The organism is Pseudomonas sp. YQ_5 (assembly GCF_043103305.1).
Taxonomy (GTDB): domain Bacteria; phylum Pseudomonadota; class Gammaproteobacteria; order Pseudomonadales; family Pseudomonadaceae; genus Aquipseudomonas; species Aquipseudomonas putida_Y.
On the sequence record NZ_JBICJS010000069.1, the window covers coordinates 1 to 26,620 of the forward strand.

Consider the following 26,620-nt stretch of genomic DNA (forward strand, 5'->3'; position numbering starts at 1 on the left):
GCGCGTACGCCTTGGCGCATAGCTCGATATCGCGTCGTACAAACAAAGCGGTCGCGCGCGCCTGTAACAGGCGTTACTGGCCAAAAACAAACGTAGGAGCGAGCGCAGCTCGCGATGCGCCGCGCGGGCGGCGCTCGATCTCACAGGCGCTGAAAACCCTATGGCGAACACCTGCTGGCTTACTTGGGATAAAGCGGCGGCAAACTGCCGTTTTCGCCCGTCGGCAGCAATACCTGCTCAGCCGGCGGAATGGTACCAATCGCCCGCCACAAGTCTTCACCCTGCCAATACTGCCCGCTCTCGCTGTACAACGCCCCGTTCAAACCATCCAGCGCATCCGACAACGGCACGAAGCGCGCCGCCATCTCGGCCAGGGTTTCCGGTTGCTGCCGGGCCCAGGCATCCAGCGCCTGGCGCGTAGCCTGGGGGTCGTTGGCCTGGCATGCGCGCTTGAGGTCGTCCAGCAAGGTGCGTGGGCTTGGCCCGTTCTGCGCGGCGCGCAGCACCGCTGGCCGCGAGCGGGCGCGCCACCATAGGGCGAAGCCCAGCACGGTGGTCAGGGCGAACACCAGTGTGGACAGCTGCCACGGCCACAGCAGGGTGCTGGCGCTGCTGTTGTCGCCCACCGGGGTGTCGGCGCTCAGTGCCGGGTTGTCCTGTACGTTCAGCGTGCGCGCCGGCAGGCTGCTGTGCTCCAGGTGATCTTCGCGGGTGTTCCACCAGGCCACTTCCAGCGCCGGCAAGGCCAGCGTGCCGCTGTGGGTCGGCACCAGGGCCTCGCGCTCTTCGCGGTTGGCGGTCATGCCCCGTTCGCTGATTTCGTTGCGCAACAACGGTTGGTCAGGGTAGCGGCGCAGGCCGATGATCTCTGTGGCCGGCAGCGGCGGCAGTTGGGTGCTGGACAAGCCTTCGGCACGCAAGGTGATGTTGCGCGTCAGCGAGTCGCCAATCTGTACCTGCTGGCTGCCGGGGTCGGGGCTCCAGTGCTCTTCCAGGGTCAGGCTGCTGGTTGGCAACCACGGCAAGCCAGCCGGCCAGGCTGCGGGAATCGGCCGTACGTTGAGGCGCAAGGGCAGCGAGCTGACCTGGACCTGATGGCCGGCGCGGGCCGTACCATTGGCCTGCGCTGCTTCGTCGTTGCTGGCGGCTGCCGTGGCGGTGAATGTCAGCGGCGGGATGTCGAGGGTACCGCTTTGCTGGGCATACACCGCATAGCGGGTTTCGATCACGCCATGTCGCACGCCGTTGATTTCCTTTTCATACGTGCGCGACTCGCCCAGCGGCTCGACCTTGGCGTTCTCCAGTTGCAGGGGGCTGAGGCTGCTGTCGTCGTACAGCGCTACCGAGTGGTAGATGCGCACCGTCAGCACGGCTTGGGCCTGGACATAGACGTCGTGGTTGTCGAGGGTCGCTTCGATGAATACCTGAGCGTTTTCCTGGCGACTGGCATCGGCCTGCAGCACTTGCAGTTCGATGGCCTGGCTGTGCGACTGGCCCAGTTGCAGCTCGGGTATGCGCAGGCTACCGCTGCGCCGTGGCAGCAGGGTGATGATCCAGCGGGTGCTGGCGCGGGTTTCGCCGTCGAGGGTGTGCAGGCTGTTCAGCTGGCGCGTACCGCGCACTTCGAAGTCACCTTCCAGGGCGCGCAGGTCAGGCTTGCCGAACTGGGTGACATCCTGGCTTTCCAGGGTCAGTTCCAGGCTTTCGCCCGCCTCCAGGCGGGTGCGGTCGACGCTGGCCTGCAGCAGCGGTTCGGCGTGGGCCAGCACGGCCCACAGCAGGGTGAGGAGCAAGACGCCGAAGCGACTCATCGTGATTTTTCCTGATGCAATTGCTGTTCATACCAGAATTTGCGTCGCAGCAGCTCTGCCGGGTTGTCGGGGATCTCCCGCAGCCATTGCTCCAGGGCTTGGCGCTGTTCGCCGTCGAGGTTGGTCGATACCGGGCGCTGGGGCGGCTGGATGACGCTGTCGTCGCCCCCGGCCTGGTTGCCGGGTGCTGCCTGGCTGTTGCTGCTTTCGCCGGGTTGTTCGGGGCTGGCCTGTTGGTCGTTGCCGGGTGTGCCTTGGGCCTGGTTGCTGGCCGAGCTGCTGTTGCCTTCGGTTTCGCTGCCGGGCGTGTCTTGGGTATCGCTGCCGGGTGGCTGTTCCTCGGCCTTGGCTTCACGTTGCTGCAGCAGTTGCTGCACCAGCGCCTGGTTGTCCAGTGCGGCCTGCAGGTCGGGCTGGCGCTCCAGGGCTTGTTCGTAGGCATCCAGGGCGGCTTCCAGCTCGCCTCCATGGGCCAGGGCATTGCCTCGATTGTAGTGGGCTGCTGCTGTGTCGCCTTGGGAAAATGCCTCGGCGGCACCGGCATAGTCGCCGGCCTGGTACAGGGCCATGCCGCGCCATTGCGGGTTCTGGAAGTGACGTGCAGCGCTGGCCGGACGGTTTTGCTCCAGCAGCTTCTGGCCTTGCTGATCGGGGCGCAGCCACAGGTCGTTGAACTCAAAAGCCTGGGCAGGCTGCGGCAAGGCCAGCAGCAGCGGCAGGCAGAACAGCCAGCCGCGCCGGCCGGCGCAGGCGGCCAGCAGCAACAATGGAATCAGCAGCCAGTAACCTTGGTCGGCCCAGCTATCCAGTTGCAGGGTCTGGCCGTCATTGCGCCCGCTCCGCGGGTTGTCGAACAGGCCCAGGCCACGCAGGTCGAGGTCGTCGATGCGGGCATGCCGGTAGCGCCCGCCCGTGCTGCGGATAAAGCCCTTCAGGCTGGCGCTGTCCAGGCGAGGCAAAAGGATGCCGCCCTGGTCGTCTTTAAGGTATTCGCCATTGGCCTGGCGCACAGGGGCGCCTTCGCGGCTGCCGATGCCCAGCATCAGCAGGCTTGGGCCCTGGCGGCCAAGGGCCTGGACGATGCCCTGCCGTTCGGCGGCGCTGAGCGCCGAGCCTACCAGCAGCAGGCGGCCTTGGCCGAGGCCGCTCTGGGCCAAAAGCGCCAGGCCTTTTTGCACGGCCAGGTCGGCACGTTGGCCGGGTTTTGGCATGATCGAAGGGTCGATGGCCTCGAGCAAATTGCGGGTGGTGGCCAGATCGTCAGACAGCGGCACGACGGTGTGCGCGGAGCCGGCATACACCACCAGGGCCGTCTGGCTGTCGCGGCGGTGTTCAAGCAGGTCGAGGATCTTGCGCCGGGCCTGTTCCAGGCGGTTGGGCGGGCTGTCCTCGGCGAGCATTTGCGGGGTCAGTTCGAGCAGGATCACCAGTGGGTCGGCCGGGCGCTGATGGCTTTCTTCCAGGCGCTGCCAGCTGGGCCCGAGTAGCGCCAGGATCACCAGTAACCAGGCAAGGCCCAGCGCCACCCACGGCAGTTTGCTGGTGCTGCCGCTGCCGCCACCCAGCAGCACGCCATGGAAGGCGGGCGGCAGAATCATCTGCCAGCGTCCGGCGCGTTTGCGCCGGTGCCACAGCTTGTACAGCAGCCAGCCGAGCACCGGCACCGCCAGCAGCCAGAGCGGACGCAGCCATTGGGGCCACAAATCGATCATCGCCGCCTCCTTAAACGCAGGCGCTTCAAGCGTTGGCGCCATTCCGGGTGCGGCTGCAGGAAGCGCGGCTTGCGCAGCACGCGTTGCAACAGGTTGTCGGGCCACTGCACGGCCACCACCAGCAGCACGCTGAGCAGCAGCGCCAGCGCCAGGGGCCAGGCGTACAGGGCCTGGGCTGTGCGCGCCTGGGTCGGTTGCTGGGCCACGGGCTCCAGTTGGTCGAGGGTATCGCCGATAGCGTCCAGTTCGGCGCCGTCATGGGCGCGGAAGTAGGCACCGTGGGTGATGTCGGCAATCTCCTTTAGCGCGGCTTCGTCCAGGTCCAGGCTCGGGTTGAGGCCGAGCAGGCCTGGGGTGCCATTGGCTTCGGGGTTGGCGCCGATACCGATGGTGTAGATACGCACGCCTTCCTGGGCCGCCAGGCGGGCGGCTGTCAGCGGGTGAATCTGCCCGCCGTTGTTGGCACCGTCGGTGATCAGCACCAGCACCCGGCTTTGTGCGGGGCGTTCGCGCAGGCGTTTGACCGCCAGGCCAATGGCGTCGCCGATGGCGGTGTTCTTGCCCGCGATGCCGATCTGCGCCTCGATGAGGAAGGTGCGCACGGTGCGCCGGTCAAAGGTGAGCGGCGCTTGCAGATAGGCTTGGCTGCCGAACAGGATCAGGCCCACGCGGTCGCCTTCACGGTCTTGCAGGAAGTCGCCCATCAGCGCCTTGACCAGGTCCAGGCGGCTGATGTCCTCGTTCTTCCACTGCATGTCGGGGAAGTCCATCGACCCGGACACATCCACCGCCACCAGCAGGTCGCGGCCGCTGGCGGCGATCGGCACCGGTTCGCCCAGCCATTGCGGGCGAGCGGCGGCGCACAGCAGCAACAGCCAGATGACGACGAACGGTGCCTGCTGGCGCCAGGTGGGCAGGTTGAGCCGCGCGCGGCGCCCGGCCAGGCCTTCCAGCTCGTTGAGGAAGCCCACCTTGAGCACCGGTTCCCCGCTGTCGGCTGCGGGCAGCAGCAGGCGCGCCAGCCATGGCAGCGGCAACAGGGCGAAGACCCACGGCCATGCCAGTTCAAACATGCTTGCGGATCCAGGTTTCGACGGCTTGGCTGAGCCCGGCGATGGCCTTGTCATCGAGCTTGCACTCGGGTTTATAGGCGCCTTCGACCAGTACCATCCAGCGGGTCAGGCCGGCGGCCGGGCAGCGGTTGTCGAGAAAGGCCAGCCACTGGCGGCCGTTGAGGGTGTGGCTGTTGGCGCCTGGGTAGTGGTTGCGGCACAGGCGTTTGAGCAGAGCGTTGATCTGTTGCAGCCAGGCGCCAGCCGGGGCACCGTCATACGGACGTGGCAGGCGGGCCAGCTCGGCCAAGGCTTCCAGGCGCACCGGGTCCAGGGGTTGTTCGGCGCGCACGATGCGGCGTTTGCCCGGGCGCCAGCGGCGCAGCCGCCACAAGCCCCAGCCCAGTAGCGGCAGGACGGTCAGCAGCAGCCACCAGCCCGGTGCGGGAGGCCACAAGCTGACCGGTGCCGGGGCGATCAGTGGGTGCAACTGGTCAAGCGGGTTCATGACGCGCTCCGTGGCCGCTGGGCGCTCAGGTACTCGCGCAGTTGTTCGACCATTTCGCTTTGCGTGCTCAGTGGCATCAGTACCACCCTCAGCTTTTGCGCCATCAGCTCCCAGCGCTCGATACGGGCTTCAGCCTGCTGTCGGTAGGCCTGGCGCAGGTTGGCGTCGAGGGTGTCGAGCTCCAGTTGGGCGCTGCGCTGAGCGAAGCGCAGCAGGCCGGCGGCGGGCAACGCGTGGTCGAGCGGGTCGGATACTGGCAGCAACAGCAGGTCGCAATGCCGTGAAAGCATGGCCAGGTGCTGTTCCACCTGGGCGCTGAGCGAGCGCTCATCGCAGATCACGATGGCCAGGCTGCCGGGGCGCAGCACTTCGCGGGCGCGGCGCAGGGCCAGGCCGAGGCTGTCGGCCCCCGGTACGGCTTCGGTGTGCAGTGACTGGTTGACCTTTGCCAAGCGGTTGAGCAGTTGCAGCAGGCTCTGTTTGCTGCGCCGGGGTTTGACTTCGTGGTGTTCGTTGTCGCCGAACACCAGGCCGCCGATGCGGTCGTTGTGGCCCAGTGCTGCCCAGCCGAACAGCGCCGCCGCCTGTGCCGCCAGTACGGACTTGAACATCAGCCCCGAGCCGAAGAAAAGCCGTTGGCTTTGTTCGACGAGGATGAAGATCGGCCGCTCGCGTTCTTCGTGGAACAGCTTGGTGTGCGGCTCCTGGGTACGCGCAGTGACACGCCAGTCGATGTTGCGCACATCATCGCCGGCCTGGTAAACGCGCACCTGGTCGAAGTCGACGCCGCGCCCACGTAGCCTGGAATGGTGCAGGCCCACCAGCGGGCTGCGTTGGCCAGGCTTGGAAAACAGCTGGATTTCGCGCACGCGGTGGCGCATGTCGATCAGCTCGGCAAGGCCAATGCGGATGCCATGTTCGGCCAGTTGCGCAGTGGGCATGGGGTCAGGCAACGGCGACGACGTCGAGGATGCGCTGGACCACGCGGTCCTGGTCGATCCCTGCCGCCTCGGCCTCGAAGGAGAGGATGATACGGTGGCGCAGTACGTCGAACAGCACTGCCTGGATGTCTTCGGGGCTGACAAAGTCGCGCCCGGCCAGCCAGGCGTGGGCACGCGCGCAGCGGTCCAGCGAGATGGAGCCGCGCGGGCTGGCGCCATAGGCGATCCAGTCAGCCAGCTCGGTGTCGAACTTGGCCGGGGTGCGGGTGGCCATGACCAACTGCACCAGGTATTCCTCCACTGCGTCGGCCATGTACAGGCCAAGGATTTCCTTGCGCGCGGCGAAGATGGCCTGCTGGCTGACCCGGCGCTCAGGCTTGGTCTCGCCGCCCAGGGCTTCACCCCGGGCTTGCGCCAGGATACGCCGCTCTACGGCGGCGTCGGGGAAGCCGATTTTTACATGCATCAGGAAGCGGTCGAGCTGGGCTTCGGGTAGCGGGTAGGTGCCTTCCTGCTCGATCGGGTTCTGCGTGGCCATGACCAGAAACAGCGGCGACAGGTCGTAGGTGCTGCGGCCCACACTGACCTGGCGCTCGGCCATGGCTTCGAGCAGCGCCGACTGTACCTTGGCCGGTGCGCGGTTGATTTCGTCGGCCAGCACCAGGTTATGGAAGATCGGCCCCTGCTGAAACACGAAGCTGCCGGTTTCCGGGCGGTAAATCTCCGTGCCGGTGATGTCGGCCGGGAGCAGGTCGGGGGTGAACTGGATGCGGTGGAACTGCGCTTCGATGCCTTCAGCGAGTTCTTTGATGGCTTTGGTCTTGGCCAGGCCCGGTGCCCCTTCGACCAGCATGTGGCCGTCAGCCAGCAGCACGATCAATAGCCGTTCGACCAGTTTTTCCTGGCCTAGGATCTGGGTAGAAAGAAAAGTGCGCAGCGCGATCAGCGCTTCACGGTGTTCCATCGGCGACGGTTCCTGGTAGGGGGCCTGAGGCGGCTTGAGGCAGCAGCCTTGGCAAGGGGGATACTTTAATCTATCCGAGGGGGCGGCGACCAATGGCGGCGGGTAAATTTATCGTTGCAGTCGGGCCTGCGGGCAAAGAAATGTCCTACGTATGGCTGGCGATTGCCTGATGTTCCGTGACGGCGTGCTGGCGCCTGCTTGTGCTTTTCGGACAAGCAGAAGGCACGACGATGAAAATGAGCAGCGGCAGCACGCCAAACCTTACGCCGGTCAACCTGCGTTTTGGCGTGTTCTTCGATGGCACTGGTAACAACCAGCACAATGCCACGGCGGTGGGCGATCAGGGTGAAAAGGGCGGCAGCTATGGCAACGCCTTGAGCAACGTGGCCCTGTTGCATGCGTTGTATCCGTCTGATGCGGCCAATGCCGACGGGCCGCAGGCGTTCTTGAAGCGCTATGTGGAAGGCGTGGGCACGGTGGCGGGTGAAGCCGACCATGTCTACGCTTCGGCCACCGGGCATGGGCGCACGGGGGCCGAGGCGCGGGTCGCCGAGGCGTTGCAGGGGATGGCCGAGCAACTGCAGGCATGGCGCCGGACGCATCCGCAGGCAAAGCTGGAGCGGATCGAGTTCGATCTTTTCGGTTTCAGCCGAGGCGCTGCGGCGGTGCGGCATCTGGCCAACCTGTTGCACGAGGGCGCGGGTGGGCTGTTGTCGGTGGCGTGCGAAACCTCGATCAACTTTATCGGCCTGTTCGACACCGTGGCGGCGATCATCGCGCCCTTACAGGGTGACTTCGACCCGGCAGACGGCCGCCACGGTGGCTTGCGCCTGGGCCTGGGTGCGGGTATTGCCCGGCACGTGGTGCAACTGGTGGCCGAGGACGAGCGGCGGCATAACTTCCCGCTGGTGCGCAGTGGCCACGATATCCTGCTGCCGGGCGTGCACTCGAATATTGGTGGTGGTTACCCGGAGACCCTTCTGGAGCAGGTGCTGCTGTGCAAGCCGCAGTCCCAGCGGGTGCCCGCAGGCATGTGCGTCGAGCAGTGCCGCGTACATGCCAAGGTGAGTGCCTTGCTGGCTTCGGCGTTTGCCGACATGGGCGAACCCAGGCCGCGAGTGATGACCTGGGAGGAGCCGATTGCCGGCGGACGGCGGGACGAGGCGCAAAAGCAGGTCTATGCGGCGGTGTACCGGGAGCGGCAAGTGGCGGGGCACTTGTCCCGGGTGTACTTGAGCGTGATGCGGGCGTTGGCGGTGCGCGCTGGTGTGCCGTTTGCGCCGTTGGGGGCGCAGGCTGAGCATCGGCTGCCGGAGGAGTTGTTGGGCATCAGCCGCAAATTGCATGCCTTTGCCTTGGGAGAAACTGGGCAGGTGGGGTTGAGCGAGGAAGAACAGCGGCTGTTGCGCGACAAATACGTGCATGCGTCAGCGAACTGGAATGCACTGAAGGGCTTGCGCAACAGTGTGCTGGATGTGCTGTTCGTCAATCGACCGGGAGCAGACGGGCGAGTGGCGCATGCCAACCCGGTGCAATGAATGATTGTTCGTGGCCCGGCAATGTTGCACCGGGTCCTACTGGGCGCGCGCCAAGTGTTCTGTCGCGCGTCTCCTGGCTGAATACGTCTCCTGTGCCAGGGTCAGCAGCACTGTCAGCAGCATGAACACCACCGATGCGATGAAAATCCCGTTGGGCATGCGCTGATCGAGCATCCAGCCGAACGCCACTGGCCCGATGGCGCCACCGATGTTGAACCCGGTCGACACCAGGCCGAAGGTTTTGCCCTCGGCCCCGGGTGGCGCCGCCGCTTTGACCAGCATGTCCCGTGATGGGGCGATGACCCCGGTGAGCAAGCCGATGGCACCCAGTACGGCCACCAGCGCCCAGCCCTGCAGCAGCCCCAGCGCCACCAGTGCGGTGAGTGCAGCCGCCAGTGCGAAGGCCAGTGCCGCCACCAGTCCATGGCGCCGGGTACGGTCGGCCAAAGCGCCCCCGCACAGCACGCCGGCTGCGCTGCTCAGCAGGAAAGCGGTGAGCGCGGCGTTGGCCCAGGCCAGTGTCAGGCCTTGGCCCTGGACCAGGGCCGCTACGGAGAACTTCTCGATGGCACTGGTGCTCAGGTTGAGCAGGATGAACAGCACCGTCAGCACGCCGATCATGGGGGTGAACAAGCGTACGCGGCCTGTAGCTGCGGCCGGGCCTGCGTCTTGTTTGTTGGCAGGCCTGGCGACCCGGTAAACGCCACTGCCAGGTATCGATATCAGCAGCAGCGCGGCTACCCCGAATACTGCGCCCGCCGCCAGGGCTGCCCGCGTGCCGAGCGCCGCGGCGATGCCGAGAAATACGGCTGGGGTAACGGCCGAACCGAGGAAACCGGCAAAGGTATGAATAGAGAACGACCGCCCCAGGCGTGCGGGCTTGATGCCGTTGGCCAGCAACGCATAGTCGCCCGGGTGATATACACCATTGGCCAGGCCAGCCATGGCCATCGCCACCAGTAATACCGCGTAACCGGGGCTGGCCGCCAGCAGCACAAAGCTGAGGCTGCCCAACAGCAGCCCGGCCTTGAGCATTTTACGTGCACCATAGTGGTCCACAGCGTAACCCAGCGGGGCCTGCACCAGCGCGGAGACGATGTTGAACACTGCCAGGGCTACGCCCAGCTCTACGAAGCCCACGCCCAGCAAGCCGGGCAGCACCGGCAGCAGCGCCGGGATCAGCATGATGTGCACATGGCTGACGAAGTGCACGGCAGCAATTTGGGTCAGCAGCTTGGGGCCAGGGTGGAGCATGTCGATAACCTGTTGAGTAGAGTGCGCCATTGGCGCACTGCAAGGTGGTGGAAAGCCCGCTTAGTGGGAGGTGCCCCTCAAACCGGGCAGGCGGCCGTTCAGTACAACATGGGCCAGCAGACCAATGACCAGGCCCCAGAAAGCCCCGCCAATGCCGAACAGGCTGATGTTGGCCGCCGCCGCCAGGAAGGTGATCAGTGCTGACTCGCGTGAACGGGCATCGGCCATGGCGCTGGCCAGGCTGGCGCCGATGGTGCCCAGCAGGGCAAGGCCCGCCAGGGTGGTGATAAAGGTGCCCGGCAGGGCCATGAAGACACTCGCCAGCGTGACCCCGAACACCCCGACGAGAATGTAGCAGACACCGGCAGCGATGCCCGCCACCCAGCGCTTGTCCGGGTTTTCATGGGCTTCCTTGCCGGTGCAGATGGCCGCGGTGATGGCGGCGATGTTGAACGCGTGTGAACCGAAGGGCGCCATCAGCAACGAGCCCATGCCGGTGACGGCGACAATCGGGTTGGCGCTGGTCTTGAATCCATCGTTGCGCAGCACCAGCATGCCGGGCATGTACTGGCCGGTGAGGGTGATCAGGAACAAGGGCAGGGCCACGCTGAGGGCCGCGTTGAGGGAGAAGGTGGGCGCGGTGAAAACCGGTGAGGCGAATTCCAGACGCAACGTGGTCAGGCCCACTTGCCCCTGCAGCAACAAATACCCCAGGCCCAGCAGCAGTATGGCGACCACGGCGTAACGGGCGGTGAAGCGTTTGAAGGCCACATAGGCTGCAATCAGCAGCCCGGCGAGGGCGGGGTCGACCGACAGGCTGGCAAAGGCACCGATGCCGAACTGCAGCAGGATGCCGGCCAGCAGGCCGGCGGCAATGCCGCCGGGCACGACGCGCACCAGGCGCTCGAAGCACCCGCTCAGCCCCAGCACCACGAAGCCGGCGGCCGACAGCAGGTAGGCACCTATGGCCTCGCTGTAGGGCACGCTGGCCAGGGCGGTGACCAGGAACGCGGCGGCTGGCGTGGACCAGGCTGTGATGACCGGCTCGCGGGTGTACCAGGACAATGCCAGGCCGCTGAGGCCGACGCCGATCGACACCGCCCAGACCCACGATGACGTCAGCTCCGGGCTCAGCCCGGCCACTTTGGCCGCCTGGAACACCAGGATGAACGTGCCGCCGTAGTTGACGATCACCGAAACGAGTCCGGCAATCACCGGGTGAAGGATGTCTGTCAGCCTCAGTGGGGTTGCAGCGCTTTGTGCAGGCGCGTCCATGGTTGCCTCTGGTAATGGTCAGATCATGTGCAGCCTTGTACTGCGAAGGGGTAATCCGACTGCAGCGTCATTGGCCCTTTCACCGCACAAGGCTGTTCCTGAAGAAAAAGGCTGCCCGACAGCGACAGGCTGCCGGGCAGGTTTGTGCGTCAGTTGGTCAGCGCCACCAGCAGACTTTTCAGGTGGTTGCTGCCTTGCGCATCCAGCGGCTGCAGGGGCAGGCGCGGGGCGCCGACATCCTGGCCGAGCATTTTCAGACCGGCCTTGATGGTGGTCGGCAGGCCGCGGCGGGTGATGTATTCCAGCAGTTCGTACTGGCGATAGAACAACGCACGGGCTTCGGCCAGATCGCCTTGTTGTACGGCGTCCCACAGCGCCAGGTTGAGTGCCGGGATCAGGTTGGGCGCGGCGGTACACCAGCCAGTGGCTCCGGCCACCAAGGCTTCCAGGGTCAGCGGGTTGCAACCGTTGTAGAACGCCACCTGCCCATCTGTAGCCGTGAACAGGCGGTGCATGCGCTGGATGTCACCGGTGCTTTCCTTGACCATGGTCACATTGGGCACTTCGCCGAGGATACGCAGGATCAGTTCCACCGACAGGTCGGTGCCGCTGGTACCCGGGTTGTTGTAGAGCATGATCGGAATGTCGATGGCGGCGCCGACCGCCTTGTAGTGGGCGATCACTTCGGCTTCGGTGAGCTTCCAGTAAGAGATGGGCAGCACCATCACCGCCGTGGCGCCGCAGGCCTGTGCCAGGCGGGCACGCTGCACGGTGCGGGCGGTGGTCAGGTCGGAGACGCTGACCACGCTGGGTACGCGGTCGGCAATGCGTGCCTGGCTGAAGCGCACCACGGTTTCCCATTCGCTATCGGACAGGTAAGCCCCTTCGCCGGTGCTGCCCAATGGCGCGATGGCGTGCACGCCGTCTGCGATCAGGCTATCGATGGACGTGCCCAGGGCATCCAGGTCGAGTGTGCCGTCTGCCGTGAAGGGAGTGATGGTGTAGCCGATAACGCCGCGAATTACAGATGTAGACATGACCAGGCACCTTTGCCGTTGTTGAGGAAAGAGTACAGCTTCGATCAGCCCAGGCAGTCGCCATGGGCACGCAAGGCGCGGCGCGCGTAGTAGCTGAAGGCGGCGCCGTGACGTTTGGGGGTGGAAATCCAGTCGTGGGCTTCTTTGCCCAGGGCTTCGGGGATGGGGCGGATGTCACCGGCGCCCATGGCCAGCAGTTGCATCTTGGCTGCGCGCTCGAACAGCAGGGCGAGTACGCAGGCTTCCTCGATCGAACGGCCAGCGATCAGCAGGCCGTGATGGGAAAGCAGGATTGCGCGCTTGTCGCCAATCGCCTTCGCGATGATTTCGCCTTCTTCGTTGCCCACCGGCACACCGGGCCATTCCTTGAGGAATGCACAGTCGTCGAACAGTGGGCACAGGTCCATGTGCGAGATGGCCAGCGGAACTTCCAGCATCGACAAGGCGGCGCTGTGCAGCGGGTGGGTGTGAATGATGCAGTTGACGTCGGGGCGGGCGCGGTACAGCCAGCTGTGGAAGCGGTTGGCCGGGTTGGCCATGCCACGGCCTTGCAGCACCGTCAGGTCTTCGTCCACCACCAGCAGGTTGGAGGCGGCGATTTCGTCGAAGCCAAGCCCCAGTTGCTGGGTGTAGTAGGTGCCCGGTTCCTGCGCGCGCGCAGTGATCTGCCCGGCCAGGCCAGAGTCGTGGCCGCCGTCGAACAGGATACGGCAGGTGAGGGCGAGCTTTTGTCGCGCGGTGTAGGTGTTGTCGGCCAGCGCCGTCAGCATCTGTTGCTGGGCGAGTTTGACAAGCTGGTCCTTGGGGGTGTGCATGGTGGTCGTCATGGGCGGTACCTGCTTGAGGAAAAGATGAAGTGACATCGGGATGTCGTCAGGACACTTGGCGATCATAATGACACCTTGTGTCATATTCAAGTGTGGCGTGACACAAAAGCGCGACGCCTTTGCAGCATCTCGCTCGCCGGGTATTCATCTCTCGTGTGCAGGGGGCAGCGTTGAACAAGTGGAAGCGGCTTTAGCCGCGAAGCATCCAACTCGGTGGATGGCACCGGCTACGCCGGTGTTCGCTGCTAAAGCCGCTCCTGAAGGGGTTTAGGCAGGCGTGCGGGTTTTGCGCAAGGCCGTTCTGCTCCATCGATGGCTCATGCGCCTATACAAAGGCCGTCCAGATTGGTTGCCGGATCTCTTCGCGGGTACTGCCGGAAGGCATCTGAAATTGCAGTGATCAGCTGTGCGTCACGTATCGGGTGCAACCCTGGAAAGCCTTTACCATTGCAGTTGCCGTCATGGGTAAGCACGGCCTCGACACTGGCATCGTGGTCTAGATAAACCTGCCTGATCGCCTGAGCTTCCTGATCCTTGTCGTCTTCGCATCGCAGGGCATGGTGAATGGCCAGGGCTGCGCCAAACGCCAGAGCCGGGGTTGCAATACCGTGCTTGCGGGCAAGGTCGATGCTACTGAGGATGCGTTCGTTGCGTTGCAGCTTGCGCAAGGGGTCGCGGCCTACCCGGGCGCACGGGTCTTTGAACGAGGTTTTGCAGCGTTCGAGGAATGCCTCGGCAAAGCGGCTGACCACCTCGGCCATCTGTGGGTATTCGGCCACCAGTGCGGGCGCGACCTCCTGGCGAATCAGGCGCTCGGCCAGTTCACTCACCCGCGCATCGCCCATGCCCTGGCCGACCCAGGCATGGCCCAGCAGGCTGGCGTACCAGGCCACGATGGCGTGCGGGCCGTTCCACAGGCGGTTCTTGATGATCTGGATCTGGGCAATGTCTGGCACTGTCTTCACCTGGCGCAGGCGTTCGAGCAAATCGCTGCCGCGCTCGGCGTAAAGCGGCATGTCGGCTTCGCTGTTGAACAGCACCAGATGCAGCTGGCTCATGGCGCTGCTGGGCTGCGCAAAGGGCCTGAAGTGGCCGATCAGCCGTTCGTACTCTGGTAGCGGCGCTGAAGGTTTGCGCGTGCTTGCAGGCTCGTCTTCCAGGCTGTTCTGGAACATCTGCGACTTGATGCGCAGTTGCCGTACCAGTGCGTCATTGCCCAGTTTGGACACGATGCGGCTGACCACCGTTTCGGCGAAATGGGTCTTTTGCATAACCTGCGCGCTGATCGCAGGCGGGCACAGTAACGCCAGCTCGGCTTGCACGTGACGACGCACGAACGCCGCACCGCCAACCTTGTTCAGCACGATCAGCAGAGTCAGCTCGCGGCCTCGGCGCTCGAAGCGTTGCAGCAGGCCTTGGGCGATCACCCTGGCCTGGCTTCTGATGGCCTGCTCGGGCAGGCTCAGGCCGATGATTTCGGCAGTGGTGTACATGCTGATGACCGCGTCGTCATCGTCCATGTCGATCATGCGCACGTTGTCGATGGTCTGGTCGAACGACGTGGCGCCGTAGCGTACGCTGTAGCGGCCAAAGGCGCTGACGCTTTCGCGCAGCATGCGTGAGCGGGTTGCGGCAATGATTTCACGCGGTCGGGTGTAGCCGTCCCAATGGGAAAATACCTGTGTCAGGTAACCGCCGCCGATGGCGCCGAAACCATGAATGCCCACGCTGAACTGGTTCATCGAGGCCGGGAACGGCTCACTCAATGCAGGCATGCCCAGGTCGGGTACGCACTCGCTCAGGTCGGCGAGAAATTCATGCATGCTGCGGTAGGCTTTGAGCGCGCCCGCCTTGATTTCCGGCGCAGGCGGCTTGATGTCCTCGATCAGTATCGCCTGCCCTTCGGCGCGCATCGCCGACAGCATGCCGTTTTCCGAGTCCTCGACCATGAAGCACTGGTCTGGCTCGCAATTGAGCGCGCGGGCGGCTTTCAGGAAAATCTCTGGGTGGGGTTTGCCTTGGCTGACTTCATCGCCACAAACGGTGATGTCGAAGTACTTCAGCACGTTGGCGTTGATCAGGTACTCCTCGGCAATGGCACGGCGGCTGGAGGTGGCCACCGCCATGGTCAGGCCCGACTTGCGCAGGCGCTCCAGCACCTCCAGCAGGCCGGCCTTGATCGGTACGCCGTGATTGCGCACGTACTCCAGTTCAAGTTCATCGGCGCGTTGGCGGATTTCGGCGTATGGGAAGTCGTCGCCGTTATGCGCTTTGGCAAGGGCCTCGGCCTTCTTTGCGCTCAGGCCCAGCGAGCCAATCAGGGTGTGCTCGCTCAGCGCTTTGCCGAAGATTTCCAGAGACGCTTGTTTGAGTGTCTTGAAGCGCAGGCGCTCGGTGTCGAAGAGGGTGCCATCCATATCGAAGATGGCGCTGAAAATGTGTTTACCGTGAAAGAAAAGCATTGGCTGTTGCCCCTTGTCGTTGCGTCAGGCACTCCGCCTGCAACAGGCGAGTACGGTGTGTGAGCTGCAGAGGAGGCAGTCAGGTCGGGGGCACACGTTCGACAGCGGGACGCTCAGGGGTGACACAGAGGTAAGGCGGGGCGGAGCGGGGGGTGCAGAGAAGGTTGGCAACCTTCGAGGCGAGGCGGGTGGCGCGTTTGGCCTTGAGGTCACGCCCACTGGCTGCGGTCGGTTTCGCAGGCAGTGGGCGCAAATAGCGATGGATACGTGTGATTCCAAGCATGAGGTGCTTTGCTTCCTTTTCGTCATGGGTGATCCCTTTTCAGCCTTGCATGTATGCGCCGTGACATGCAAGGCTTGGCCTCCCGCGCGAATTGCGCAACAAGGTGAACCCCAATGACCCAAGCTACCGACCAGGCCTTTTACGATCGTGCCGATGCGCACATCGAACTGGCGAACCAGCAGATCGAAAAGTTCGAAGACCTGGGCAAGGTAAGCGCCTCGCTGACCTTCGGCGCCGCGCGCTTCAGCGCCTGGATGAGCGCCCGCAGCTTCAAGAGCGGCGCGGAACTGGGTGCGGCACGGGAAGAGATTCTGAAGTACTTCTGCGACCAGTACCGGATGATGCTCGAGGACAACCTCGATGAGCATATCGAGCATTTTGACCGGTACATGCTGGGCAAGAACGACTAGTCTCTGTGCGAGATCTCGAAAGTTCCATCCAATGAAATGCGTGAATTATCGCGTATGATGGCAATTTGATGCGTTACTTTTGCTTTGTGCCTTATGGAACTCCACGTAGAGCGGGAACCAATGATTCAGCGGATTCGCTCTGTTGTGGCTGCGCAGGGGCGGCGCTTATGAACCATTTACGACGGTAGGTAACCCTTTCAAAACCATACTTTTTAAAGTGGGCATCAGTACGGTCATGGTTTCTGTTGCGACCGTCATCCAGCCATAGGTCGATTCTTAAATCATCTTTCTTGTAAACAGTCTTGCCCGCAAGATTATCGCGCAGGATAGGGTGGGGAAGAGCGTCATATGTCCCGTTTTTGCCTTTTTCCTTTATCAAGAAGTGATTGTAGGTCCCATCTTCCTGCTTCTTGTACACTGACAAGCTTTTTCCCCAGGTTTTTAAAAATGGTTTGAGTGGCTCCTTAGGTATCCCATGTTTTTTCAGAAATTGAGTAAGACCTGTTTTACGCCAAGGCATCAGTAGCTTAATGATGCTTAGCCGGCCTGAAGGGTCAAGCCTGTTTACCGGGTCGCCCAGGCAATAACAGTATGTATTTACTCCACCCTGCCCAAACGGGCTCAACGCGTCTGGACTGAGAAATCGCATCAAGGCAGGGCTATAGTAGCGATGTCCCTGGCCAAGACTATACGATTGTAAAATCTCGTCTTTCCACTCGCCATTGTACCCTAAACACGCGTCTGGCCGGGCCCACAGTTCCCCGTAAGCTGTATACGACAGCGGCTGTTTCTGCATTCGCCTCTCGTCGACAAATATTCGGTAATTGAAGTGTTCACCTGCGTGTTTCATGTCGGAATGCGTCCAAACAGTGCGCCTGCACATAACCTGCTGCAGACCGCCTTTATTAGCAACTGGCAGTTTTACTAGGTTTTGTGCGCGCTGATGTCCTCAGCGATTTGGCCATTTCTGCAGCAGGATCGAAACGAATTTTTCCGCAGCCGGCGACAGCGATGCGCCGCGCCGGTACACCAGCCCTAGCGTGCGGGTGACTTGCGGCTCGATCAACGGCACGCTCACGAGCGTGGGGTGGTCGGCATTGGGCATGGCCAGGCTGGGCATGGCGGACACGCCCAGCCCGGCCTCGACCATGCCCAGCGACGTGGACAGGTGTTGCACTTCGTAGAACCACTTGGGCCGCAGGTTGAGCCCGGACAACGCATGGTCCAGCAGCATGCGGTTGCCACTCAGGCGGCCGACGCCGATCAGGCGGTAATCAGCCAGCTCTGTCCAGGTAACGGAGGCGCGATTCGCCAGTGGGTGGTCACGCCGGCAGGCCAGTACAAAGTGCTCCTGCACCAGCGAGACAAACTCGATGTCCGGGTGCTGGCCACTCATCATGTTGATGCCGAAGTCGGCCTCGCCGCGCAGTACGGCTTCGAGCCCGTCGTTGGCGCTAAGGTCCAGCAGGCGAATGCGGATTTTCGGGTATTGCTCGTTGTAATCGCGGATCACCGACGGCAGGAAGTAGAACGCCGCGGTAGGAATGCAGGCGAGGGTAACCTGACCGGTCTGGCGCTCGGCCAGTTCGCGGATGCTGAGGATCGAGTCTTCAAAGTCATCCAGCAGGCGCCTGGCCTTGGGCAGAAAGTCGCGGCCCACGCTGGTCAGGCTGACCCGGCGAGTGGTGCGTTCCAGTAGCGAGGTGCCCAGGCCTTCCTCCAGTTTCTTGATCCGCCGGCTCAGGGCCGGCTGGGACAGGTGAAGCGCTTCGGCGGCCTCATGAAAGCTGCCAAGTTCGGCGATTTTCACGAAAGATCTGATGTCTTGCAGCTCATATTCCATAAAAAACCTTCGACTGGCCTGGTGCTTTATTGATGTTTAAATCGCAATAATAGCTACGATATTTGCATTGGATTGATTTATCCATCCCTGTCACTCTTTTGTCCACAGCATCAATGATGTCCATTGATCAACAAGAGTGCGAAATCATGCAACGAATTCCTTGCGTACTCATGCGCGGCGGTACCTCCAAAGGGCCGTTCTTCCACGCCTGGGACCTGCCTGCCAATGTGGTCGAGCGCGACGAGTTGCTGATCAACCTCATGGGCTCTGGCCATGAGCTGGAAATCGACGGTATCGGTGGCGGCAGCCCGCAGACCAGCAAGGTGGCAATCATCAGCCCGTCACTGCACGCCGACGCTGACGTCGACTACCTGTTCGTGCAGGTCATGGTCGCACAGCGCCGGGTTGATACGGCCCCCAACTGCGGCAACATGCTGTGTGCTGTTGGGCCATTCGCCATCGAACAGGGGTTGGTAAAAGGCCAGGAAGGCAAGACCTTGGTGCGCATTCGCAACCTGAACACCGGCACTTTCGTCAATTCGCTGGTCGAAACGCCCGGCGGGATCGTGCGCTACGAAGGCCGCACGGCGATCGATGGGGTACCGGGCACTGCCGCCCCGGTGCACCTGACCTTCCTCGACGCGGTCGGCAGCAAGACCGGCAAGCTGTTCCCCACGGGCAAGGCCCAGGACGTGATTGATGGCGTGCCGGTGACCTGCATCGACATGGCCATGCCGATGATGGTGGTAGAGGCTAGCCAACTGGGGGTCAGTGGCTCGGAAACCCCTGCTCAGCTGGACGCCGACAGCGCGCTGCTCGAACGCCTGGAAGCGTTGCGGCTGAAGGCCGGAAAGGCCATGGGCCTGGGCGATGTCAGTGGCATGGTCATCCCCAAGCCAGTGCTGGTTTCCAAGCCTCGCTATGATGGCACGTTGCAGGTTCGCTATTTCATGCCGCACAACTGCCATCGTGCCTTGGCGATCACTGGCGCCGTGGGGCTGGCGACTGCCTGCGTCAGCCCTGGCACCGTGATTGCCGACCTGTTGGGCGAAGGTGCACAGCAACTGGCCGAGGTCCGCCTGGAGCATCCAAGTGGCGGCATCGATGTTGCGCTGACGCGCAGCGGTGCCGATGGCAAGACGATCCAGGCTTCGGTGGTGCGAACCGCCCGGCGGCTCTTCTCAGGGTTCGTCTACGCCCCTACATTCCGCAGGTTGGCCGGGTAGCTCCAGGCGCTGATCCAGACCTGCACATTCGTAACAAGCGCATCCGCACAATTTCAACAATGGGTGATGCCTCATGAGACTCGCCAAATCGCTGTATTTCCAGATTCTCTGCGCCGTCCTGCTGGGCGTGGTGGTCGGACACTTCTGGGCGCAACAGGCCGTGGCCCTCAAGCCGCTGGGTGATGCGTTCATCAAACTGATCAAGATGATGATCGCGCCGGTGGTGTTCTGCACCATCGTCACCGGCATCGCCGGCATGACTGACAAACGTTCCCTGGGACGCTTGATGAGCAAGACCCTGCTGCTGTTCCTGGGCCTGACGGTGGTCAGCCTGGTGATCGGACTGGCAGCGGTCTATCTGTTCAAGCCAGGTGTCGGCATGAACATCGATCCCGCTACCCTGAGTACGGCGGGCCTGAGCCAGTACACCGCCTCGGCTGCCAAGCTGAGCGTGGTGGACTTCTTCATGCACATCATCCCGGACACCTTCATCGGTGCCTTCAACAAGGGTGAGGTCTTGCCGGTCCTGTTCATCGCCGTACTCAGCGGTTTCGCCCTCTCGTCGATGGGCGAAAAGGGCAAGCCGGTACTGGACGTGCTGGAGTCGGCTTCGACCATGGTGTTCCGCATCTTCGGCTACCTGATGCGCTTTGCCCCGGTCGGCGCTTTCGGCGCACTGGCATTCACCGTTGGCCAGTACGGCATTACGTCCCTTGGCTCGCTGGCCAAACTGGTGGGGACGTTGTACATCGCCTGTGCGTTCTTCGTGCTGGTGGTGCTCGGTGGCATCTGCCGGGCCCATGGCTTCAGCCTGTGGAAGCTGCTGCGCTATTTCCGCGAAGAGTTCCTTGTGGTGCTGGGGACTTCTTCAACCGAGCCGGTGCTGCCGCGAATGCTCGAAAAACTCGAGAAGCTTGGGTGCAAAAAAGGCGTGGTTGGCCTGGTGCTGCCCACTGGCTACTCGTTCAACCTGGACGGTACTGCCATCTATCTGTCGTTGGCAGCCGTGTTCATCGCGCAGGCCTGCAACATCGACCTGAGCCTGGGCCAGGTGGTCACCATGCTGGCGATCATGCTGCTGTCCTCCAAGGGCGCGGCAGGTGTAACCGGCAGCGGTTTCGTGGCCTTGGCCTCGACTCTTACTGTGATTCACGACATTCCCCTGGCCGGCCTGGCCCTGTTGATCGGGGTCGACCGCTTCATGTCGGAAGCCCGTGCGCTGACGAGTCTTGCCAGCAATGCAGTGGCTACGGTGGTGGTTTCGCTGTCGGAAAATGCCTGTGACCGCCAGACACTGCACAGCCGCCTGAACGGCGAGCCGGTGGTCAGCCCCGTCGCTGAAACAGCCGACTGGGTCGCCGAACCGCGCCGCCACGGCTGAGCCCCGACACCCTCTAGCTTTTCACAGGCCCTCACCAGGCGTTGCCGGGTGGGGGTCAGGGGGCCGCCTGCGCTGCGGGTGGCCACATAGACAATAAAAACAAGAGAACAAACCATGCTCGCACTTCTGGGCCTGATCATGGTGGTGACCTTCACCTACCTGATCATGAGTAAACGCCTGTCCCCTATCGTCGCGCTGACCATCGTGCCGATTGTTTTCGCCGTTATTGGCGGTTTCGCGCCAGACCTGGGCAAGATGATGCTCGATGGGCTGAAAATGGTCGCACCGTCTGCCGCGCTGCTGCTGTTCGCCATCCTGTTCTTCGGCCTGATGATCGACGCCGGCCTGTTCGACCCGTTGATCCGCAAGATTCTCAAACGGGTGAATGGCGACCCGATAAAGATCGCGATCGGCACCGCCCTGCTGTCGCTGCTGGTTGCGCTGGACGGTGATGGCACCACGACTTACATGATTACCTGTGCCGCCATGCTGCCGCTGTACAAGCGCATCGGCATGAACCCGATGATCCTGGCTACCGTCTCGATGCTGTCATTGAGCATCATGAGCGGCATGAGCCCGTGGGGCGGCCCCGCCACCCGCGCCATTGCCGCGCTTGGTCTGGATGCGACCGAGTACTTCATTCCGATGTTGCCCACCGTCATCGGCGGGGCTGTGTGGGTCGTGTTTACCGCTTATCTGCTTGGCCGTGCCGAGCGTCGGCGTATCGGCAATATTGCCCTGGAGTCCGGCGGAGGCAACTGCTACATCAAAGAAATCCTCGGCGACAACCCGCACAAGCGCCCGCGTCTGGCCTATGTGAACCTGGTGTTGGTGATTGTCGTCATGACTGCGCTGGTGCTGGGCCTGATGCACGCAGCCATCCTGTTCATGATCGGTTTCGTCGCCGCGCTGATGATCAACTACCCGCAGCTGAATGTGCAGAAAGAACGCATTCTCGCCCATTCGGGTAACGCCATGACCGTGGTGCTGCTGGTATTCGCCGCAGGCATATTTGCCGGTATTTTCTCGGGCACCAAGATGGTTGACGCACTGGCGCAGACCCTGGTGGACTGGATTCCGGCAGCCTGGAGCCACTGGTTCCCGCTGGTGGTGGCGCTGACCAGCATGCCGCTGACTTTCGTGCTGTCCAACGACGCCTACTACTTCGGCGTTGTGCCGATCCTGGCGAACGCCGCTGCCGCGTATGGTATCGACCCGGTGGAAATTGCCCGCGCCTCGGTGCTGGGGCAGCCTGTGCACCTGATGAGCCCGCTGGTGGCCTCCACCTTGCTGCTGGTGGGCATGGTCGACCGGGATATCGGCGACTTCCAGAAGGCCACGGTGAAATGGGCCGTGCTCACCTCGCTGGTGATCACAGCACTGGCGTTGCTCACGGGTGCCTTGTCCTTCTTCGTCTAGGCATTATCGGGCGCCGCCAGGCGCCCCGACCTCCGCTCACTCCGAAAACAACAATAGAGTACCGATCATGTCCCGAGTTGTGTTCCGTGGGGCCACCTTAGGCCTGCTTTGCGGCTGGCTGCCTGTTGCCGGCGCTTCCGGTTTTGTCGATGACAGCAAGCTCAAGCTGCAGTTGCGCAACGTGTATTTCAACGAGAATTTCCGTGACGAGCAGGGTATGAGTGCCCGCGCTGCCGCCACGGCCAAAAGCGAACGGGTGGAATGGGCTCAGGGCTTTCTGCTCGACTACCAGTCAGGTTTCACCCAAGGTACTTTGGGTATGGGGCTCGATGCACTGGGCCTGCTGGGCGTACGCCTTGATTCCGGGCGCGGACGCAGCGGTACCGGGCTGTTGCCGGTGCACGACGATGGCCGTGCGGCGGATGAGTTCGCCAGTGCCGGGGTCACGGCCAAAGCCCGCCTGGGCAGCACCGTGGTCAAGCACGGGACCTTGCTGCCCAAGACACCGGTGCTGGTCTACAACGATGCGCGGGTGCTGCCACAGACCTATCAGGGCACTCAGCTGACCAGCACGGATATCGACGGGCTGACCCTGACGGCCGGGCACCTTGACCGTTTCAAGCAGCGTGACTCGTCCAACAGCACTGGCATTTATCTGGATGGCTATGGGGGCGGCAAGTCGGGTGACTTCAGCTTTGCCGGTGCCGACTATGCCGTCAGCAAACAACTGCGCCTGAGTGTGTACCATGGCCAGCTGGAGCACTTCTATCGCCAGGATTTTGCCGGGCTGGTGCATGACCTGCCGCTGGCTGGCGGGGTTCTGACCACGGACCTGCGCTACTTCAAAAGCCGCGACAGCGGGGCGGCCTATGGCGGCGGCATCGACAACCAGATGTTCAGTGGCCAGGTGGCGTATGCGCATTCCGGCCATACCCTGGGGGCCGGTTATCAGGTGCTCGATGGAGATGCCGGTTTGCCGTATATCAGCGGTGCGACCGTTTATTCGTTCAGCAACGTCGGCATCGGCAAGTTCATCGAGGAGGAAGAGAAAACCTGGATGGCCAGCTACGCCTACAACTTCGCGGCCGCCGGCGTGCCGGGGCTGACCTTCATGACGCGCTACCTGAGTGGCGACAATGGCCGCTCAGGTGGCGAGGGCATCAAAGAATGGGAGCGTGACGCCGAGATTGCCTACGTGGTGCAGGGCGGGCCAATGAAAGGTCTGGGCGTGAAACTGCGCAACTATGTCTATCGTTCGGATTTCGCTCGCGGGCGCGACAGCAACCGCTTGTACCTTACCTACGATATCGCCATCTGGTGATGGCGCGGGCCGGGTCACATACCCGGCCCAGGCCTTGCTTGCGGTGCCCCGCTCAGCGGCGCAGCAGGCGAGAGACCACGAGTGTGACAGCGGCTGTGATGGCCATTGCGGCGAAAGGCTTTTCCTTGACGAATGAAGACACCGTGTCCAGCGTGTCACCATAGGACTTGGTCAACTGACCTGCGGCCTGACGCCCATCGCCTTCGGCCTCCAGCGCCGGATCTTCGACCAGTCGGCCTACAGCGCTCTGCGCCTTGCCTGCGAGGTTTTCAGCAACACCTTCGATCTGTTCACGTTTCATGATGGTTGTGTTCCTTCCTGTGAGCGACTGAGTGTCAACAACACAGGCTTAGGGCGGTGGCGCGTCGCAATGGTTCCAACGCAAGCAAGGTCGAAGACAAGCAGGCGGGCTTATCGAGCATTTTGACCGTTACGTACTGGGCAAGTCTGCAGCCTGGCGGGCCTTCTTCTCGAGTATCCGCGCCCCGGTTCCTTCCTTGGCCAGCACATCTTCGGGGTTGCGCAGCGGGCAGTCTTCAAGCGACAGGCAACCGCAGCCAATGCAGTTGTCCAGGCTGTCGCGCAGTGCCTCCAGTGTGCGAATGCGGGCATTCAGGTCTTCGCGCCAGGCCGTGGACATCTCGCTCCATTGTGCTGCCGTGAGCTTGCTGTTGGGGGCATAACGGCTGAGTGCCTGTTTGATTTCCTCAAGCGCAATACCCGTGCGCTGGGCCACCTTGATGATCGCCAGGGTACGCAGCACCAGCGAGGGATAGCGGCGCTGGTTGCCTGCTGTGCGGACGCTGGCGATCAGCCCTTTGGTTTCGTAGAAGTGCAGCGCAGACACCGCCACGCCGCTGCGCTTGGCCACTTCACCCACTGTGAGCATCCGTGTGTTGTCCGCTGCCATACGAGTCGACCTAAAGTTAAGTTGAGCTTTTATAAGCCGGCCCGGTCGGCGCCGCAACCGTTTTCCGGGGCATCGGGGTAATGCATGAAGGCATTCGCCTTTGGCCCATCATCTTTCAGCCGTTGGGCACGCTACCCAAAGCCACGGCGCACAGTTCTCACCTCATAGCCCAACCCTTCCAGGTAGGCTTTTACGAGCGCCGTGCGCCAGGGTTCTGGCTGATAGTGGCCGGACCAGTCATCGACAATAAAAAAACCCTTCTCATAGGCGATATAGCCCGCAGCGCTAACGTTGTTGCTGGCATTGAAATTCCACATTTCAGCGCCGCTGGCGTGAGTATTCAAGAGGGCGTCACTAGAGGCGCCGAAGACGATCAGGGTGGTTTCGTCTCCTTCATTTATGAGTGTGTATTTGTAAATGAGTGATGGGCTGATTTTTTTGACGCTATTTTTGTTGTTGATGATGTTGATGTCTACGATGCCCTCGCTTATTGATTTTTTGGCATTCTTGAGTTCGGTTTGAAGGTGTTTGGCTTGGTTGTTCGAAAGCAGGTGTGCCGTATTGGAGGATTTGAATTGTTGTCTATAATTCCTGCCTATCTGAATGGCTGCCTGAAAAAAATTTTTGATTGCGTTTTTTCCGCTAGGGTCTTGTGCGTTGATAGGGTCGTTCAGGCAGTAGGCATAGGCATTGATGCCGCCTTTGAGGAAAGGGCTCTGGTTGTCTGGGCTGATGAATCGCATCAAGCGTGGGATGAATACTCGGTACCCATTTCCGAGTGCATAGCCTTCCAGCGCAGAAGCGTAAAATTCAGCATTGAACCCCACCGCTCCGGTCGGCTCCGCTTTGGTGTTTCGAAACCCATAGGGTGTGTAGTTTCGTGGCTGGCCTTTTGTTGGGCCCGTGGGTGTTCGTGCGGCGCCATGTTGGCCATGGGCCTGGCTTTCCGAACAGGCTGCAATGGCCGGATCGTGTTTTTTGCGTGATGTCGAAGTTTTATGCGTTGACATATCTCTGAGAACCGTCAGATCTGGCACTTGGCATCAGTGTGTTATGAAGTGCACAGGCTTAAACTGATAAAAGTATCAGGTCATTCAGGCTGCAACACCTCAGGGGATACGCGTTTCGCTGCCGGTAGATAGAGGCTCGCCACTGTAGCCTCACATTCCGATCGGCTGCTTTTCGGCGTTTCGATAGCCATAGGGCAAGTAGTTGCTTGGCACGCGTCTTGATATATGCGTGGAGTCAGTATCTGTAGGCATGGTCTTGATGAACCCGAACTGAACGAGGTATGAGTGTGCCTCACCTGTCACAGGTTCGACACTGATAAAACTGTCAGGTGATTGCAGTTCAACAATGTCGTAATTTTCTCACTTTACCCCTTCAGTATCTGGTCGCGGCGCATCTGGGTGACCAAGGTAAAGCGGTCATCCGGGTGCACGGTCTCGGAAACCGCCATCAAGTCACCATTCTCCTCGCGGTAATGGCGGATGATGTTCAGCCCCGGCGAGCCTGCCTCGGCCTTCAGCGCCTTGGCCATTTCCGCTGTCAGCAAAACCGCGCGCACTTGCTGGTCGACCACTGCGATTGACCGGCCATAGTGCTGTTCGATCAACCCGGCAATCAGCCGGTCAGGGTGCTCGCGGGCCAGGTCAATGACCTCGGTATAGTCGCGCGGCGCATACACGTCGGTCCAGCAAAGCGGCGCGGCAGGGTGCTGCCGGTCGACGCGGATGCTCGACACGCAGAAGTAATGCTCCCCCGGCACCAGCCCCAGCCGCGCCGCCTCGTTCAGGTCGGCGACAAAGTGGCGCACGCTCTGGATTTCCCGCTGCTGGGTGTCTGCCAGGTGCGCCAGATCCGCCACGCTGGCCGACGATTGCGAATAGCCGCCGCGCGGGCTGCTGGCCTCCACGCGGGTGCCCACCCGCTTGCGCCGCGACACCAGCCCTTGGGTGAGCAGCTGGTTGATAGCGGCACGCACCGTGTGCCGGCTCACATTATAAAGGTCGCACAGCTCGAACTCGGTCGGCAGCAGGCTGCCCACCGGGTAACGGCCGCTGGCAATGGCTTGCATCAAGTCCTTTGCCACGGTGGAGTAGCGCGTTGGGTTCATACCTTTGCTCTGGCTCGCCAATTTCATCGGTTGACAGTGTAACAGCGGCCGAATGCCGAACGTTCCAGCCTGTCGAGCAGCGCCACCCAGGGGCTTGCCAGAACCTGTTTGGCGCCTGGGAGATCGAGCGCCGCCTGTATGGCGGTAGAGGTGCGTCGCCTGGGAGATCGAGCGCCGCCCGCGCGGCGCATCGCGAGCTGCGCTCGCTCCTACGTTTGTTTCTGGCCAGTGACGCCTGTGACAGGCGCGCGCGACCGCCTTGTTTGTACGGCGCGATATCGAGCCATGCGCCAAGGCGTACGCGCGCAAATCTCACAGAAATAACTGGCC

23 protein-coding genes are annotated in these 26,620 nt (G+C 62.4%); 6 read left to right on the forward strand and 17 right to left on the reverse strand.

Features of this window, described 5'->3' with window-relative positions:
• Nucleotides 1-179: 179 nt before the first annotated feature.
• Genes ACF8EA_RS17010 through ACF8EA_RS17035 form a run of 6 tightly spaced genes read right to left on the reverse strand, consistent with a single transcriptional unit; the run spans nt 180 to nt 6,988 of the window.
• On the reverse strand, nt 180-1,811 hold the full coding sequence (locus ACF8EA_RS17010; protein ID WP_021784058.1) for a BatD family protein: 1,632 nt from the start codon (nt 1,809-1,811) through the stop codon (nt 180-182).
• The gene (locus ACF8EA_RS17015) at nt 1,808-3,523 is read right to left on the reverse strand and encodes a tetratricopeptide repeat protein (RefSeq protein WP_392522700.1); all 1,716 of its coding nucleotides are present in this window, start codon (nt 3,521-3,523) and stop codon (nt 1,808-1,810) included. The genes ACF8EA_RS17010 and ACF8EA_RS17015 overlap by 4 nt, the downstream gene beginning before the upstream one ends.
• Nucleotides 3,520-4,596, reverse strand: a complete 1,077-nt coding sequence (locus ACF8EA_RS17020; RefSeq protein WP_021784056.1) for a VWA domain-containing protein — start codon at nt 4,594-4,596, stop codon at nt 3,520-3,522. The genes ACF8EA_RS17015 and ACF8EA_RS17020 overlap by 4 nt, the downstream gene beginning before the upstream one ends.
• A complete protein-coding gene (locus ACF8EA_RS17025) occupies nt 4,589-5,083 on the reverse strand; it encodes a DUF4381 domain-containing protein (RefSeq protein ID WP_319298442.1) in 495 nt (164 codons plus the stop codon). The genes ACF8EA_RS17020 and ACF8EA_RS17025 overlap by 8 nt, the downstream gene beginning before the upstream one ends.
• The gene (locus ACF8EA_RS17030; protein ID WP_028698037.1) at nt 5,080-6,024 is read right to left on the reverse strand and encodes a DUF58 domain-containing protein; all 945 of its coding nucleotides are present in this window, start codon (nt 6,022-6,024) and stop codon (nt 5,080-5,082) included. The genes ACF8EA_RS17025 and ACF8EA_RS17030 overlap by 4 nt, the downstream gene beginning before the upstream one ends.
• Nucleotides 6,025-6,028: 4 nt before the next feature.
• A complete protein-coding gene (locus ACF8EA_RS17035; protein WP_003247242.1) occupies nt 6,029-6,988 on the reverse strand; it encodes a MoxR family ATPase in 960 nt (319 codons plus the stop codon).
• A gap of 230 nt (nt 6,989-7,218) precedes the next feature.
• Between ACF8EA_RS17035 and ACF8EA_RS17040 the strand changes: the two genes are divergently transcribed.
• Complete coding sequence (locus tag ACF8EA_RS17040; RefSeq protein ID WP_392522701.1) at nt 7,219-8,526, forward strand: phospholipase effector Tle1 domain-containing protein; 1,308 nt, start codon at nt 7,219-7,221, stop codon at nt 8,524-8,526.
• A gap of 36 nt (nt 8,527-8,562) precedes the next feature.
• Here the strand turns inward: ACF8EA_RS17040 and ACF8EA_RS17045 are convergent, their stop codons facing one another.
• The 5 genes from ACF8EA_RS17045 to mtlD all read right to left on the reverse strand — a co-directional run bounded on the left by ACF8EA_RS17045 (nt 8,563) and on the right by mtlD (nt 15,381).
• Nucleotides 8,563-9,780, reverse strand: coding sequence for an MFS transporter (locus ACF8EA_RS17045; RefSeq protein WP_392522703.1), 1,218 nt, complete (start codon nt 9,778-9,780; stop codon nt 8,563-8,565).
• Nucleotides 9,781-9,840: 60 nt separating this feature from the next.
• Complete coding sequence (locus ACF8EA_RS17050; RefSeq protein WP_392522705.1) at nt 9,841-11,055, reverse strand: benzoate/H(+) symporter BenE family transporter; 1,215 nt, start codon at nt 11,053-11,055, stop codon at nt 9,841-9,843.
• Between the two features lie 149 nt (nt 11,056-11,204).
• Nucleotides 11,205-12,092, reverse strand: coding sequence for a dihydrodipicolinate synthase family protein (locus ACF8EA_RS17055; RefSeq protein WP_021784051.1), 888 nt, complete (start codon nt 12,090-12,092; stop codon nt 11,205-11,207).
• A gap of 44 nt (nt 12,093-12,136) precedes the next feature.
• The gene (locus ACF8EA_RS17060; protein WP_021784050.1) at nt 12,137-12,919 is read right to left on the reverse strand and encodes an aldolase; all 783 of its coding nucleotides are present in this window, start codon (nt 12,917-12,919) and stop codon (nt 12,137-12,139) included.
• Nucleotides 12,920-13,236: 317 nt separating this feature from the next.
• Nucleotides 13,237-15,381: a bifunctional mannitol-1-phosphate dehydrogenase/phosphatase gene (gene mtlD / locus ACF8EA_RS17065; protein WP_392522706.1), complete on the reverse strand. Its 2,145-nt coding sequence runs from the start codon at nt 15,379-15,381 to the stop codon at nt 13,237-13,239.
• A 396-nt stretch (nt 15,382-15,777) separates the two neighbouring features.
• Between mtlD and ACF8EA_RS17070 the strand changes: the two genes are divergently transcribed.
• Nucleotides 15,778-16,074 (forward strand): DUF3144 domain-containing protein, encoded by a 297-nt coding sequence (locus ACF8EA_RS17070; RefSeq protein WP_004577437.1) that lies wholly within the window; start codon nt 15,778-15,780, stop codon nt 16,072-16,074.
• 91 nt (nt 16,075-16,165) lie between these two features.
• Here ACF8EA_RS17070 and ACF8EA_RS17075 read toward each other — a convergent pair whose 3' ends face one another.
• Nucleotides 16,166-16,870, reverse strand: a complete 705-nt coding sequence (locus ACF8EA_RS17075; protein WP_392522707.1) for an RHS repeat-associated core domain-containing protein — start codon at nt 16,868-16,870, stop codon at nt 16,166-16,168.
• Nucleotides 16,871-17,023: 153 nt separating this feature from the next.
• Nucleotides 17,024-17,917 (reverse strand): LysR family transcriptional regulator, encoded by an 894-nt coding sequence (locus ACF8EA_RS17080; protein ID WP_003247268.1) that lies wholly within the window; start codon nt 17,915-17,917, stop codon nt 17,024-17,026.
• A gap of 146 nt (nt 17,918-18,063) precedes the next feature.
• On the opposite strand from ACF8EA_RS17080, the gene ACF8EA_RS17085 reads away from it, so the two are divergent.
• From ACF8EA_RS17085 to ACF8EA_RS17100, 4 genes are all read left to right on the forward strand, one after another.
• Nucleotides 18,064-19,143, forward strand: coding sequence for a 4-oxalomesaconate tautomerase (locus tag ACF8EA_RS17085; RefSeq protein WP_392522709.1), 1,080 nt, complete (start codon nt 18,064-18,066; stop codon nt 19,141-19,143).
• A gap of 73 nt (nt 19,144-19,216) precedes the next feature.
• Nucleotides 19,217-20,524 carry a dicarboxylate/amino acid:cation symporter gene (locus tag ACF8EA_RS17090; RefSeq protein ID WP_135192616.1) on the forward strand — a complete coding sequence of 436 codons (1,308 nt, stop codon included), beginning with the start codon at nt 19,217-19,219 and terminating at the stop codon, nt 20,522-20,524.
• 114 nt (nt 20,525-20,638) lie between these two features.
• Nucleotides 20,639-21,943 carry a CitMHS family transporter gene (locus ACF8EA_RS17095; RefSeq protein WP_392522711.1) on the forward strand — a complete coding sequence of 435 codons (1,305 nt, stop codon included), beginning with the start codon at nt 20,639-20,641 and terminating at the stop codon, nt 21,941-21,943.
• Nucleotides 21,944-22,010: 67 nt separating this feature from the next.
• Entirely contained in the window at nt 22,011-23,264 is a 1,254-nt protein-coding gene (locus tag ACF8EA_RS17100) for an OprD family porin (protein WP_392522713.1), read from the forward strand.
• Between the two features lie 52 nt (nt 23,265-23,316).
• On the opposite strand, the gene ACF8EA_RS17105 is transcribed toward ACF8EA_RS17100, so the two are convergent.
• From ACF8EA_RS17105 to ACF8EA_RS17120, 4 genes are all read right to left on the reverse strand, one after another.
• Nucleotides 23,317-23,565, reverse strand: coding sequence for a CsbD family protein (locus ACF8EA_RS17105; RefSeq protein WP_021784025.1), 249 nt, complete (start codon nt 23,563-23,565; stop codon nt 23,317-23,319).
• 129 nt (nt 23,566-23,694) lie between these two features.
• The gene (soxR, locus tag ACF8EA_RS17110; protein ID WP_028698043.1) at nt 23,695-24,174 is read right to left on the reverse strand and encodes a redox-sensitive transcriptional activator SoxR; all 480 of its coding nucleotides are present in this window, start codon (nt 24,172-24,174) and stop codon (nt 23,695-23,697) included.
• 131 nt (nt 24,175-24,305) lie between these two features.
• Complete coding sequence (locus tag ACF8EA_RS17115) at nt 24,306-25,184, reverse strand: RHS repeat-associated core domain-containing protein (protein ID WP_392522715.1); 879 nt, start codon at nt 25,182-25,184, stop codon at nt 24,306-24,308.
• 365 nt (nt 25,185-25,549) lie between these two features.
• Nucleotides 25,550-26,290 carry a GntR family transcriptional regulator gene (locus ACF8EA_RS17120; RefSeq protein WP_392522716.1) on the reverse strand — a complete coding sequence of 247 codons (741 nt, stop codon included), beginning with the start codon at nt 26,288-26,290 and terminating at the stop codon, nt 25,550-25,552.
• Nucleotides 26,291-26,620: the final 330 nt, after the last annotated feature.

What these genes read in the sequence shown, in the direction of transcription:
- ACF8EA_RS17095 (WP_392522711.1), top strand. Translation starts at nt 20,639, where the DNA reads ATGCTCGCACTTCTGGGCCTGATCATGGTGGTGACCTTCACCTACCTG.
- ACF8EA_RS17040 (WP_392522701.1), top strand. Translation starts at nt 7,219, where the DNA reads ATGAAAATGAGCAGCGGCAGCACGCCAAACCTTACGCCGGTCAACCTG.
- mtlD (WP_392522706.1), bottom strand. Translation starts at nt 15,381, where the DNA reads ATGCTTTTCTTTCACGGTAAACACATTTTCAGCGCCATCTTCGATATG.
- ACF8EA_RS17035 (WP_003247242.1), bottom strand. Translation starts at nt 6,988, where the DNA reads ATGGAACACCGTGAAGCGCTGATCGCGCTGCGCACTTTTCTTTCTACC.
- ACF8EA_RS17085 (WP_392522709.1), top strand. Translation starts at nt 18,064, where the DNA reads ATGCAACGAATTCCTTGCGTACTCATGCGCGGCGGTACCTCCAAAGGG.
- soxR (WP_028698043.1), bottom strand. Translation starts at nt 24,174, where the DNA reads ATGGCAGCGGACAACACACGGATGCTCACAGTGGGTGAAGTGGCCAAG.
- ACF8EA_RS17105 (WP_021784025.1), bottom strand. Translation starts at nt 23,565, where the DNA reads ATGAAACGTGAACAGATCGAAGGTGTTGCTGAAAACCTCGCAGGCAAG.
- ACF8EA_RS17090 (WP_135192616.1), top strand. Translation starts at nt 19,217, where the DNA reads ATGAGACTCGCCAAATCGCTGTATTTCCAGATTCTCTGCGCCGTCCTG.
- ACF8EA_RS17055 (WP_021784051.1), bottom strand. Translation starts at nt 12,092, where the DNA reads ATGTCTACATCTGTAATTCGCGGCGTTATCGGCTACACCATCACTCCC.
- ACF8EA_RS17100 (WP_392522713.1), top strand. Translation starts at nt 22,011, where the DNA reads ATGTCCCGAGTTGTGTTCCGTGGGGCCACCTTAGGCCTGCTTTGCGGC.
- ACF8EA_RS17070 (WP_004577437.1), top strand. Translation starts at nt 15,778, where the DNA reads ATGACCCAAGCTACCGACCAGGCCTTTTACGATCGTGCCGATGCGCAC.
- ACF8EA_RS17080 (WP_003247268.1), bottom strand. Translation starts at nt 17,917, where the DNA reads ATGGAATATGAGCTGCAAGACATCAGATCTTTCGTGAAAATCGCCGAA.
- ACF8EA_RS17050 (WP_392522705.1), bottom strand. Translation starts at nt 11,055, where the DNA reads ATGGACGCGCCTGCACAAAGCGCTGCAACCCCACTGAGGCTGACAGAC.
- ACF8EA_RS17045 (WP_392522703.1), bottom strand. Translation starts at nt 9,780, where the DNA reads ATGCTCCACCCTGGCCCCAAGCTGCTGACCCAAATTGCTGCCGTGCAC.
- ACF8EA_RS17030 (WP_028698037.1), bottom strand. Translation starts at nt 6,024, where the DNA reads ATGCCCACTGCGCAACTGGCCGAACATGGCATCCGCATTGGCCTTGCC.
- ACF8EA_RS17060 (WP_021784050.1), bottom strand. Translation starts at nt 12,919, where the DNA reads ATGACGACCACCATGCACACCCCCAAGGACCAGCTTGTCAAACTCGCC.
- ACF8EA_RS17010 (WP_021784058.1), bottom strand. Translation starts at nt 1,811, where the DNA reads ATGAGTCGCTTCGGCGTCTTGCTCCTCACCCTGCTGTGGGCCGTGCTG.
- ACF8EA_RS17015 (WP_392522700.1), bottom strand. Translation starts at nt 3,523, where the DNA reads ATGATCGATTTGTGGCCCCAATGGCTGCGTCCGCTCTGGCTGCTGGCG.
- ACF8EA_RS17025 (WP_319298442.1), bottom strand. Translation starts at nt 5,083, where the DNA reads ATGAACCCGCTTGACCAGTTGCACCCACTGATCGCCCCGGCACCGGTC.
- ACF8EA_RS17020 (WP_021784056.1), bottom strand. Translation starts at nt 4,596, where the DNA reads ATGTTTGAACTGGCATGGCCGTGGGTCTTCGCCCTGTTGCCGCTGCCA.
- ACF8EA_RS17115 (WP_392522715.1), bottom strand. Translation starts at nt 25,184, where the DNA reads ATGTCAACGCATAAAACTTCGACATCACGCAAAAAACACGATCCGGCC.
- ACF8EA_RS17075 (WP_392522707.1), bottom strand. Translation starts at nt 16,870, where the DNA reads ATGCAGAAACAGCCGCTGTCGTATACAGCTTACGGGGAACTGTGGGCC.
- ACF8EA_RS17120 (WP_392522716.1), bottom strand. Translation starts at nt 26,290, where the DNA reads ATGAACCCAACGCGCTACTCCACCGTGGCAAAGGACTTGATGCAAGCC.